Consider the following 12413-nt stretch of genomic DNA (forward strand, 5'->3'; position numbering starts at 1 on the left):
TCCTGTTCTCATGGCGGGATGTTCTCGCGTTCCCGGCCTTCCGTACTTCGCCCGGTTGAGACGGCGTGCTCTTCAACAGCATAGAATTCATCTTCGCGTTCCTCCCCATTGCGTACGTCGTCTTCTGGATGCTGCCGACGGCGTCGTGGCGGTACCGGTGGCTGACGCTGACCGGCTATGTGTTTTACGGGTGGTGGGATCCGCGATTCTGCCTGCTCATGGCCTTCTCGACGCTCGTGAGCTACGTGGCGGGCCTCGGCATGCTGCGATCGCCCGTGGGTTCGCGGGCGCGCACGATGTACCTCGTGGTTCCCATCGCCATTGACCTCAGTCTGCTGGCGTTCTTCAAGTACACGAATTTCGCCCTCGACACGGTCCGGTCGCTGTCGACCGCCGCCGGCGCGCCCATCGCGGTGCCGCATCTCGACATCATCCTGCCGATCGGCATCTCGTTCTACACGTTCCACACCATCAGCTACATCGTGGATGCGTACCGGGGCACCATCACCCCCACGCGCAACGTGTGGGAGTTCGCCACGTACGTGTCACTGTTCTCGCAACTGGTGGCGGGACCGATCGTGCGCTTTCGCCAGATCGAGGAGGATCTCGAGGCGCTGGGACGTAGCAGTCGCACGCGCTGGCTGACCAAGGGCATATCCTATTTCTGCATCGGTCTCGTCGAGAAGGTCCTTGTCGCCGACACGCTGGCCGCGCTGGTCGATCCCTCGTTCGCCAACTGGCGGGAACTCTCCTCGAGCGGGGCGTGGCTGGCGGTGATCGGCTACACCTTCCAGCTGCTGTTCGATTTCTCCGGCTACAGCACCATGGCCGTCGGTCTCGGGTTCCTGTTCGGCATACGCATTCCGCAGAACTTCAATTCGCCGTACAAGGCCCTCAATCCGTCCGACTTCTGGGAGCGCTGGCACATCTCGCTCTCCTCGTGCCTGCGCGATTACCTGTACATCCCCCTCGGCGGCAACCGGTTCGGCACGTTCAACACCTACCGGAACCTCATGCTCACCATGCTCTTCGGTGGGCTCTGGCATGGCGCGTCATGGACCTTCGTCTTCTGGGGCTTCTACCACGGGCTGCTCCTCTGCGTCTACCGGGTCTTCAAGGCGTCATGGGATGGGCTGCCACGACTCGTGCAACAGCTTGGCATGTTCGTGGCCGTGATGGTGGGATGGGTCTTCTTCCGCGCCACGTCGTTCGGGGAGGCCTTGCACATCCTCCGCCTGCTGGTCATTCCCACGGACGGGCTGCGCTTCACCGAGGTGAATCTCGGGCTGGCGCTGTTCACGATGGGGATGGCCGCGTGGTGGAGCATGGCGGGGCCGAATGCGTTCGAGATGCAGCATGAGTGGACCTGGCGCCGGCGGCTCGGTCTCGCCGCCGCCTTCGGGGCCGGTCTGGCGATGATCGTGACGGCCCGCCCCTCCCCATTCCTCTACTTCCAGTTCTGATGCGCGCCGTGCGTTCGCGGGTCGGGTCAGCGGTCGCGGCCAGTCTGGTTGCCGCCTCCGCACTCGAGTTTACCGTGCGCCTTGACGACTGGGCGCAGTTTGGCGTGCCCCTTGCCGCTCCTGCCGTGTCGATGGCTGAACTTGCCGTGCGTGACTCGCTGGGCTTTCATGCGCGGGCCGGCGTGCATTTCCGGCAGTATCGCATCAACCGCTGGGGGTTTCGCGGTGACGACGTCGATCCCCGCAGCGGACGCGGGCCGCTGGTGTTTGCGGCGGGGGCCTCGGAAACGTTCGGCCTGTACGAGTCACCCGGCCGCGACTGGCCGCAGCAGTTGCAGGACAGCCTGAGCCAGTGTGCAGGCCCGGTGCGCGTGCTGAACGCGGCCTTCGCGGGCATGTCACTGCCAACGGTACGGCAGGACTTCGTGCGCCGACTGCAGCCGCATGCGCCCACGGTGTGGGTGTACTACCCCACCCCCATGCAGTACCTCACGACGCCGCTTCCCACACCGGCGGAACCGCTGCCGGGTGCCATTCCCCCGTTATCACCGTGGCGCTCCCGGGCGCTGCCTCGCTTCCGGGATGCCATCAAGCGCGGCATCCCCGAACCGCTGCTCGACCTTGGCCGGACGCTCATGACGGCACGGGCGCGAAAGGCCGACGCAATCACGGCGCGCACGACGGTGGACCAGGATCGTCTCGACGCCTTTGAACGGGATTTGCGCGCCCTCGTGGGCACCGTGCGCGGCGCCGGCACAACCCCGGTGCTGGTGGTGCATGCCAATCGCTTTGCCGACACCACGTCAGCGGACGCCCGCCGCATGCTCACGGCCTGGGAGCGCTTCTATCCGGAGTTCACCGGCACGGCCATCGTGCGCTTCGATGCAGCGGCGGCCGAGCGCACGCGCACGGTGGCGGCCGACTCGGGCATCATGCTCGTGGATCCACGCCCGCGCCTGCGCACTCTGGGGACGTCAGCCTTCCGCGATTTCGGGCATTTCAACGATTCGGGCGCCGCCGCTGTTGCCGGCGAGACCGCCCGGGCGGTGTCCCCTCTCGTGTGCCGGAGCAGCGCCCGGTAACCGGCCTGTTGGAGCTCTCCGAGCGGCGTGAGTGCCACAGATCGTTGAGGATCGGGGAAGAGCGCAGCCTCCAACCGGGGCGCCTCATGGGCTCGCGTGTCCGAGGACTTTGGACGTTCAGGGTGACGTTGCCGGAGATGAGCCGCACGTTCGTCCGCTCGTCGCGGCGTCTGCGCTCGTGGAGACCGTGCCCCGAAAAGAACGGGCCGCCACATGTTCGTGGCGGCCCGTTTTCCCTGTGCACGTTGGGTCAGTTGCCTGAGTAGAACGCCAGCCGGTCCACGTCCACCCATTGCCCGCCAAGCGGCGTGAGAACCGTGGAGGGGCCGCCGCCACGTGTGAAGTCGAGACGCCCACGCAAGAACATCACTTGCGAGCCATGCACCACGAAACTCACGTTCCGACGGTCCAGTACCAAGCGCCCATCCACCCACACCCGCTGCTCGCCGTCCGACTGGCCCGGGCTGTTGAGGCGCGTGTAATACTCGATGTGGAACCATCGGCCGATGGGGATGACGCCGGCCGGTGATAGCGTGGCAACAAGCGGTGCAACCGGTCCGTTCATGGGGCCGTTGAATCCGGCAAGCTCCCCATTGCGCCCAACGTTGAGCAGCGGCGCCCCCGCGCCTGGCGCCACAAGCACCGGGTAGAGCAGCTTTTCGGTGTTCGTATGGAACTGGTAGTTCGCACTGTAGCGCAGTCGCACCGACATGTAGTGGGACCGGGTATTCATTTCGCCCGTCGTGATCGTCATCGGCCCGACGCCGTTCCCCGCGTGCCGCTCCGGGAACCATGCCCGCACTACGGAGCGCCCATCCACGTTCATCAGCGCCACGCCGTGCGTCGTGGGCGACTGCACCGTGTTGCGGTCCCAGTTGATGATTTCGATGCCGGGAACGGTCGGGCTGTCGAAATCGGAGTCACCCACCAGCCGCATGCCGCTCGGGAGGTTGGGGGTGAACGCGGTGGGGACTGGGGCGGGCGGCGGCGTCGTCGCCGTCACCGTCACCGTGGCCGTGTCGCGCAGCGAGCCGCCGGTGTGCGCCACGATCACACGGAATGTGCCGCTCGTGGCCGGGGCAACCCAGAGTCCCGTGCTGGCATTGATGCTCCCGCCATCAGGTGCCTGGTAGGTGACCGGCGGCAACGTGGTGGCACCCGTGGACCACGAGGCGGTCGCCGAGAACTGCACCGACGCGCCACCGGCCACCGAACTGGTGCGCGGCGCGATGCGCAGCGTGACCAGCTGAGCCGCGGCCACCGTGATGCTCGCCGTGTCGCGCACCGGCGTCGCCGTGCTGCTCACCACGACGCGGTAGCGACCAGCCGTGGCCGGCGCGACAAAGGCACCACTGGTCGCGTTGACCGTGCCCCCGTCAAGGGCGGCGTAGCTGATGGGGGGCAGCGTGGTGGCCCCATTCGACCAGCTGGCGGACGTGGACAGCTGCACGGTCGCACTTGCCGCCACGGACACGTCCTTCGGCGAGATCCGGAGCGCGGTGACGGTGGGTGCCGGTGCGGCCGTTTGGATGGCAACGGCCGACGTGTCCGCCACGCCGCAGGCGCAGGTAGCCACTACCATGAACGTGCCGGCAAGGCTGCCCGCCGTATACAATCCAGAAGAAGAAATGGTGCCTCCCGTTGCTGAATACGTCACCGGCGGCAATGCGGTGCTGCCATCGGACCAGCGGGCGGACACGGCAAACTGCTGCCTGCCGCCGGTGGAAAGTTGAGCAGTCCCGGGGCTCAGCGTAAGGCTTGTCACCGTGGGCGTCGCACTGGCCACCGAGACGGTGGTCCGTTCGAGTCCGTTCCCGCCGGACGCCGTGATGAGGGCCGTCCCCCCAGCCACGCCGACCACCATGCCGCTGCGGGAAACCCCCGCCACTCCAGGGTTGCTGCTGCTCCAGCGAACCGACCGCTTGAGGTTCACCGGCGTCAACTGAACCGAATCCCGGACGCGCAGGGACACCGCGCTGCCGGTTCGGGCCGTCACCAGGGACGCGCTGGGAATCCCGGTGACGAGTTCGCTGGTGGCTCGATCGCCGGCGCAGGCCGAGACGAGCAGGGTGGCGGCGAGGGCGCCGGTGAGACGCGCATAGCGGATGTGCACTGACTTCTCCTGATCCGGTCCCGGATTCGGTAGCCCAGCCGGCGTGGCGACCTTCGTCGCGGTAGCCCCGAGGCTTTGCGTCCCCGCCTTTCGGCGGGTATGCCGTTTCGTCGATGAGTCGGGTCGCGGTGTGCACCATCACACAACCTCGGCCTGAGGTCCGACTCGCATGAGCGACGATATGGATAAGCCGCCCGTCACCGCGTTTCAGTGACTCAAAACACAGAGGCCATCCGATGTGACAACTCGTGCCGTCACGCGCTCGCGGCATCACAATTCTGGCCGTTTTCCTCACGTTGGAAGTCGTATGTCCCATGGCAGCGTGGCGCCCACGAACACGCGCACTGGTGACTCCAAGGCGGCCTGAACCGTATTACGGGTGATGGGTTGGTTGGCTCCGTTCCGTAGCGATACCCCGCCATGGGCTGCCGTACCGCGGCGCCTCTCCGTTTCTTGATCAATGCCCCGAAGCCTTCTTCGACGCACCGTAATGCTGGCGGCGGTCGCCGCTGCGGTCGCCGTTCCCACCGCATGGATTGCGCGCCCCGATCTCGTGCAGAAAGCGCGTGCGCTGGGCGTGCGTCGTACCGTGGCCAAAGCGTGGGACCGCGTCCGGCGAGGCGGCATCACGGCCGTGGTCGGTGAAGCCCTGTCGGTCTCCACGGACTACATTCCGACGTCCGGGAGTACGCTGCAGTACTCCTTGGCCGATACCACGGGTGTGCCCCCGCGCGAGGATTCCGCAGCCCGTCGTTCCCTGCCGGAAATCGTCGATGTGCCCGGCGTCGACGTGGCGCTGCTGCCGCCAGGCAGCCCGCCGGAACCAACTGAACGCGGTTGGCATCGGAGTGGCGCCGATGCCGCGTCGACGAAGTACTCCGCGCTGGACCAGATCACGGTGCGCAACGTGCGGCAGCTCCAGGTGGCGTGGACCTACTCCCTGGGAACCGACGTTGGCGATTCCACCAAGACCGGCCCCACCGTCCAGACGAACCCGGTGGTCGTGGGCACCCACCTCTTTCTGACGAGCGTGGAGGGGGACCTCGTCGCCGTCCACGCGGCAACCGGCAAGGAGCTGTGGCGCACGCCGCTACCGGCACCGGTGGCCAAACGCGGCCTGGTGTGGGAGCCCAATGCGGACTTCGCGGCGTCACGGCTGTTCGTGCCCACCAGCCGCGGGGTGTACGCCGTCCGGGCCGCCGATGGCACCGTGATCACGGAGTTCGGCAAGGCCGGCGTGGTGGGCACCAGCAGCTCGTTGATTGCTCCCGTGATCGTCGGGGATCGCCTGATCATTGCCACGCTCGAGCCGGCCGTGGAGGCCTACGATCTGCGTACGGGCGCTCGCGTCTGGACGCGCTCCCTCCTGGAGAAGCCGGGAGGACAGCCGGCCGCACTCGGCGGGGCGTCCCCGTGGGGTGGCATGTCGGCAGATGTGCGGCGGGGCATGGCCTACGTGTCGACAGGCAATCCGCGACCCGCCATGATCGGGTCCAGCCGACCGGGCCGAAACGACTATTCGTGCAGCGTGGTGGCCATCGATACGAAAACCGGGGAGATTCGCTGGAGCTTTCAGGAAGTCGAACACGATCTGTGGGATCTCGATCTGCCGGCGGCCCCCGTGCTGACCAGCATCACACGAGCAGGGCGAAGGGTGGACGTCGTGGCCGTGCTGACCAAGCGCGGCAACACCCTGCTGCTCGATCGTGATGGCGGGCGGCCGATTTTCGGGTATCAGCGGCGACGCACCCCCGCGTCCACGATCCCGGGAGAACAGACGGCCGCCTACCAACCCGTATTCACGCTGCCCGAGCCGTTTTCGCGGCAGGAGTTCTCCCGCGACCAGATCACGGATGTTTCGGCAAGCGCCCGGCAAACGGCTGAGCGGAAGCTGCGGGACGCGCGTTTCGGATTCTTCGAACCGCCGGTGATCGGCGGCGCGATCGCGTTCTACGGCGTGCACGGTGGCGCCGAGTGGCCTGGTGGCGCCGTCGATCCCGGCAAGGGCATCCTGTACGTGCCGTCCTCCCAGGTGCCGTGGGTGATTCGCGTCCAGTACGCCGATGTGAAGGCCACCAGCAAGTCGGGAGCGGATCTCCCGGGTGACGCGCTCTACCAGTCCACCTGCGCCTCGTGCCACGGCGCCAGTCGGAGCGGGTCCTTCGAGTGGGAGGGAGCGGGCGACGGCTACGTACCCTCGCTCGTCGGAATCACCTTCCTTCGTCGCCGTGAGCAACTGGAGTCGGCCGCGTCGTTCGCCGAGCAGCACGAGGGAGCCGGCAACCGTCCTGCCGTTACGGCCACGCAGCTTCGGCAACTGTACGATTACTTTGCCGCGCTCGATCAACGCACGGACCGGCAACGCGCCTTTTCCCTGAGCGCTTTCTGGCAGCTGGTCCTCGACGATCGTGGCCACCCGGCCAGCCGCCCGCCCTGGGGGCAGCTGACCGCGCTGGATCTCAATAACGGACGCAAACTGTGGCAGATCCCGTTCGGACGGCTGGACGGTATTCGCGCTGACGGCAAACCGGTGCTGGGGTTGCAGAACATCGGCGGCGTAGCGGCGACGGCCGGCGGCCTGCTCTTTGCCACGGGCACGACCGACAACATGGTTCGTGCGTTCGACGCCGCCACCGGTGCCGAGCTCTGGGCACATCGGTTGCCCGCCGCCGGTTCCACCATTCCCACGGTGTACGACGTGAACGGCACGCAGTATCTGGTGGTGGTGGCGACCGGCGGGGTCTACAAGGGCTTCTCGGGGCGCTCCAATCGCGTCATCGCCTTCACGTTGCCGGCGTCGGCTCGCTGACACCGAGAGGAGCGCGCCCGCGCGTGGCGCGCTCGCCATAGTCCTGCTGCTGGTCCTCACCGACCGGCCCGACACCGAAGTAGCGGCTCTCCGGCCGCCAGAAGTACCACCCACTCACGCTGGCCGCCGGGTACATGGCGAAGCTCTCCGTGAGGGTCATGCCGGCGCGCGTCGGCACGTCGAGGAGCGTGAACAGGGTGCCCTTCTCCGCATGATCCGGGCACGCGGGATAACCCGGGGCCGGCCGGATACCCTGATAGCTCTCCTTGATGAGCCCTTCATTGTCGAGCGACTCCCCGGCCGCGTAGCCCCAGAACTCGGTGCGCACCCGCTGGTGCAGGCGTTCGGCGAACGCTTCGGCCAAACGGTCGGCCAGCGCCTGCACCATGATGGCCCCGTAGTCATCGTGCGCCGCACGCAACTGCGCCGCCAGCGCTTCCACGCCATGCCCGGTGGTGACGGCGAAGGCCCCGACATAATCGACGACCCCGCTCTCGCTGGGGGCCACGAAGTCGGCCAGGCAGAAGTTCGGCCGGCCGTCGCCCTTCTTGTCGAGCTGCTGCCGCAACATGTGCAGCGTCGCCACCCGCTCGGTTGCCGCAGCATCGGTGTACAGCGCGATGTCGTCCCCGATGGCCTGGGCCGGCCAGAAGCCGAACGCCGCGCGCGCTTCGATGCGACCGTCGGTGACCAGCCGATGCAACATGGCCTGCGCGTCTGCGAACAGCGTCCGGGCAGAGGGCCCCACCACCGGGTCATCGAGGATGTCCGGGTAGTGGCCCGCCAGCTCCCAGGTCTGGAAGAACGGCGTCCAATCGATGAACGGCACGAGCTCCTCGAGCGGATACGGCGCCAGCGTCCGTACGCCGGTGAACGTGGGCACGGGCACGGCGATGGACAGATCGATACGGGCCGGATTGGCGCGAGCCTCGGCCAACGGCACGAGACGCTCCGCGCCACCGCGCGCGCTGCGCGCCTCGCGGATGGCGGCGTACTCCCGTCGCACCTCCGCCACGTACGCCTCGCGCCGCTCGTCGCTCAGCAGGGTGCTGGTCACGCCCACCGCGCGCGAGGCATCAAGCACGTGGACCACCGGGCCGCGATACACCGGCTCGATCTTGAGCGCCGTATGGGCCTTGCTCGTGGTCGCGCCGCCGATGAGCAGCGGAATGGTGAACCCCTGTCGTTCCATTTCACCGGCCACGAAGCTCATCTCTTCAAGGCTTGGTGTGATGAGCCCGCTCAGGCCGATCACATCGGCATGCACTTCGCGCGCCTTGTCGAGGATGGCCGCACAGGGCTGCATGACGCCCATGTCCACCACCTCGTAGCCGTTGCACTGCAGCACCACGCCCACGATGTTCTTGCCGATATCGTGGACGTCGCCCTTCACGGTGGCCATGAGCACGCGCCCGACGGGCTTGGTGTTGGCGGTCTTGCGGGCCTCGATGAACGGAATGAGATGCGCCACCGCCTTCTTCATCACGCGGGCGCTCTTCACCACCTGCGGCAGAAACAGCTTGCCCGCGCCGAAGAGATCACCCACCACGTTCATGCCGCGCATGAGTGGCCCTTCGATCACTTCGATGGGGTGGTCCACGCCCTGACGCGCTTCCTCCGTGTCTTCCACCACGAACGCATCGATGCCGTGCACCAGCGCGTGCGTCAGGCGCTCCGTGACCTCCAGCTGCCGCCACGCCGCGGACTCGGTGACTCCCGCCCTGGCGGTGCCCTTCACCTGCTCGGCGATCTCCATGATGCGCTCGGTGGCATCGGGGCGGCGATTGAGGACCAAATCCTCCACACGCTCACGCAGCTCGAGCGGGATGTCCTCGTACGGCACGAGCGCGCCGGCATTCACGATGCCCATGTCCATGCCGGCCCGGATGCCGTGGTACAGGAACACTGCGTGAATGGCTTCCCGCAGCGGGTTGTTGCCGCGGAAGCTGAAACTCACGTTGCTCACGCCGCCGCTGACCTTGGCGTGCGGCAGCGTGGCCTTGATCTGCCTGGTGGCCTCGAAGAAGGCCACCGCATACCCGGCATGTTCCTCGATTCCGGTGCCGATCGCGAAGATGTTGGGATCGAAGATGATGTCCTGCGGCGGAAACCCCACCTGTTGCGTGAGCAGGTGGTAGGCGCGCGTGCAGATGGCCACCTTGCGCTCCACCGTGTCGGCCTGCCCCTGCTCATCGAAGGCCATGACGATCACGGCGGCGCCGTAGTGGCGCACGAGGCGCGCCTGGCGCAGGAATTCCGCTTCTCCCTCCTTGAGGGAGATGGAGTTCACGATGCCCTTCCCCTGCAGGCACTTCAGCCCGGCCTCGATCACGCTCCACTTGCTGGAGTCCACCATGATGGGAACGCGGGAGATGTCCGGTTCACTGGCTACCAGATTGAGGAACGTGACCATGGCGTGCTGCGCATCCAGCAGCCCTTCGTCCATGTTCACGTCGATGAGCTGCGCGCCGTTCTCCACCTGCTGGCGCGCCACCGCCAGCGCCTCGGCATAGTTGCCCTCGAGGATGAGTTTGGCGAAGCGCGCGGAGCCGGTCACGTTGGTGCGCTCGCCCACGTTCACGAAGTTCGTGGTGGGGCCCACCGTGAACGGCTCGAGCCCGCTGAGGCGGAGCAGCGGTTCCACCTGCGGCACGCGGCGCGGCGGCACGCCCGCCACCGCCTTGGCGATGGCGGCAATGAACTCGGGGCTGGTGCCGCAGCAGCCACCCACCACATTGAGCAGCCCGCTCCGTGCCCACTCGGCGATGTGCTCGGCCATCATCGCCGGCGTTTCGTCGTAGCCGCCGAAGGCGTTGGGGAGACCGGCGTTGGGGTGGGCGGAGATATGGCAGTCGGCGATGCGGCTGAGTTCCTGCACATAGCCGCGAAGCTGCGCCGCGCCGAGGGCACAATTGAGGCCGATGGACACCGGACGCACGTGTGCCATGGACGCCCAGAACGCTTCCGCCGTCTGCCCCGACAGCGTGCGGCCGGAGGCGTCGGTGATGGTGCCGGAGATCATCACCGGCAGCGTCATCCCCGTCTCCTGGAAGAACGTCTCGATCGCAAAGAGCGCGGCCTTGGCGTTGAGCGTGTCGAAGATGGTTTCCACCATCAGGATGTCGGCGCCGCCATCCACCAGCCCACGCGTCGCCTCCAGGTAGGCCGCCACCAGGTCATCGAAGGTGACATTGCGCGCCCCGGGGTTCTCCACCTCGGGGGAAATGGAGGCCGTGCGGTTCGTGGGACCAAGCACGCCGGCCACCCATCGCGGACGGGTGGGATCCTGCCGCTCGACGTCGTCGCACGCGCGCCGCGCCAGCGCCGCTCCCGCCACGTTCAGCTCGTAACTCAGTGCCTCCATGCCGTAGTCCGCCATGGAAATGGCGTTGGCATTGAAGGTATTGGTCTCGAGGATGTCGGCCCCGGCCGCGAGGTACTCCCGGTGCACACCGGCCACGATCTCCGGCTGGGTCAGGACCAGCAGGTCGTTGTTGCCCTTCAGGTCACGCGGCCAGTCGGCAAACCGGGCTGTTGTGCCACTCCCCCGATAATCGTCTTCGGTGAGCCGGTGGCGCTGCAGCATGGTGCCCATGGCGCCGTCCAGCACGAGGATTCGGGAGGCGAGCGCGGCCTCGAATGCGGCGCGACGATGCACGAGAGCCGTTCGATTCGGCGAGACGGGAGCAGCGAGGTTCGACATATCCTTAACTTATTCATACCGGGCGCATCCGAGCACCCGAGGGTCGGCCATGAGCGACGCGCACCAGGCGCTCGGGCTCGAGTATCGCCGGAGGGTGCAGGCCTTGAGTGAATCGATGCGTGTCGTGGTGGTGAACCAGAGTGGCGGGCTGTACGGCATCGAGCGCATGCTGCTCGCGCTGCTGCCGGCGCTGCAGGACCGCGGGGTCCGCGTGACCTTCCTGGCGTTGTGCCGGGCGGAGGACGAGGGCGGAGCGCTGGGGCGGTTGCTGCGCGAGCGGGGCATTCCCGTGCACTTCGTGCCGATCAGCCGGTTTGTGGGTCTCGCGCCCCTGCGCCGCATGGTCGCCACCCTGCGGGCGTGCGATCCGCAGGTCATACACGTGCATGGATACAAGGCCGCCACGGCGATCGGTCTCGCCCGCCTGTTCTGGCGCCGGCCGGTCCTCGCCACCGTGCACAGCGAATCGGTGTCGTCCACCGACATGCGTGCCGCGATGCTCGCGGAGACGACCTTCTGCAAGAGGTTCGAACGCGTCATCGCCGTGTCGCAGGGGGTGGCGCGCGATCTGGAGCAGCGTGGCATTCCGAGCGACCGGCTTGCCATCATTCAGAATGGCATCGTGGATCGATTTGCGCCGTGCGCCGCAGATCTGTTGAGCGCACGGGATCCCACGCGCATCGTCGTGGTCGGCCGCCTCGTTGCCGTCAAGCGCTTTGCCGCCGCCATCCAGTCCGTTGCCGCGCTCGTTCGTCAGGGACGCCGCTGTACCCTGCAGATCGTCGGGGACGGACCCCTGCGTCCGGAACTGGAGCGCCTTGTGAAGGAGCTGGGCGTGTCCGATCAGGTCCGATTCGCGGGATTCGTGGAGGACGTGACCCCGTTCCTCGCGGAGGCGTCGATCTTCGCCATGCCCTCGGCGACCGAAGGGGCACCGATTGCCCTGATCGAGGCCATGGCGGCCGGGTGCGCGATCGTGGCATCACGTGTGGGGGGCATTCCCGACATCGTCCGCGACGAGGTGGACGGGCTGCTCATCGAGCCGGCGCACGAAGGCGATCTGCCGAGGGCCCTCGAACGGCTGCTGGTTGATGAGTCGCTCCGTCACCGGCTGGCGGCGAGCGCTCGCCGTCGTTTCCTCGAGGAATTCGAGGTGCAGCGCATGACGGCCCGGTATCTGGAGGCCTACACCGCCATGGGCGCCGGCGACGCATAGGCGCAAGGCGACTATGTTTCGCGGAGC

General features: G+C 67.2%; 6 protein-coding genes and 1 riboswitch. Of the genes, 4 read left to right on the top strand and 2 right to left on the bottom strand.

Going from position 1 to position 12413, the window contains the following annotated elements; translation table 11 throughout:
- Window positions 1–65 precede the first annotated feature (65 nt).
- Window positions 66–1463, top strand: a complete 1398-nt coding sequence (locus LW840_RS04820; protein ID WP_291268152.1) for an MBOAT family O-acyltransferase — start codon at window positions 66–68, stop codon at window positions 1461–1463.
- Window positions 1463–2545 carry a hypothetical protein gene (locus LW840_RS04825; RefSeq protein ID WP_291268151.1) on the top strand — a complete coding sequence of 361 codons (1083 nt, stop codon included), beginning with the start codon at window positions 1463–1465 and terminating at the stop codon, window positions 2543–2545. Before LW840_RS04820 ends, LW840_RS04825 begins: the two co-directional genes overlap by 1 nt.
- Window positions 2546–2795: 250 nt before the next feature.
- On the opposite strand, the gene LW840_RS04830 is transcribed toward LW840_RS04825, so the two are convergent.
- Window positions 2796–4658, bottom strand: coding sequence for an Ig-like domain-containing protein (locus LW840_RS04830; protein WP_291276509.1), 1863 nt, complete (start codon window positions 4656–4658; stop codon window positions 2796–2798).
- Between the two features lie 25 nt (window positions 4659–4683).
- Window positions 4684–4772, bottom strand: a riboswitch (cyclic di-GMP riboswitch).
- Window positions 4773–5118: 346 nt separating this feature from the next.
- Between LW840_RS04830 and LW840_RS04835 the strand changes: the two genes are divergently transcribed.
- Window positions 5119–7467, top strand: coding sequence for a PQQ-binding-like beta-propeller repeat protein (locus LW840_RS04835; RefSeq protein WP_291276510.1), 2349 nt, complete (start codon window positions 5119–5121; stop codon window positions 7465–7467).
- Here the strand turns inward: LW840_RS04835 and metH are convergent.
- Window positions 7442–11170, bottom strand: coding sequence for a methionine synthase (metH, locus tag LW840_RS04840; protein WP_291276511.1), 3729 nt, complete (start codon window positions 11168–11170; stop codon window positions 7442–7444). The genes LW840_RS04835 and metH overlap by 26 nt on opposite strands.
- Window positions 11171–11219: 49 nt before the next feature.
- Here metH and LW840_RS04845 point away from each other — a divergent pair, with 49 nt between their 5' ends.
- On the top strand, window positions 11220–12386 hold the full coding sequence (locus tag LW840_RS04845; RefSeq protein ID WP_291276512.1) for a glycosyltransferase family 4 protein: 1167 nt from the start codon (window positions 11220–11222) through the stop codon (window positions 12384–12386).
- Window positions 12387–12413 lie beyond the last annotated feature (27 nt).

Source organism: Gemmatimonas sp., assembly GCF_021298855.1.
GTDB lineage: Bacteria > Gemmatimonadota > Gemmatimonadetes > Gemmatimonadales > Gemmatimonadaceae > Gemmatimonas.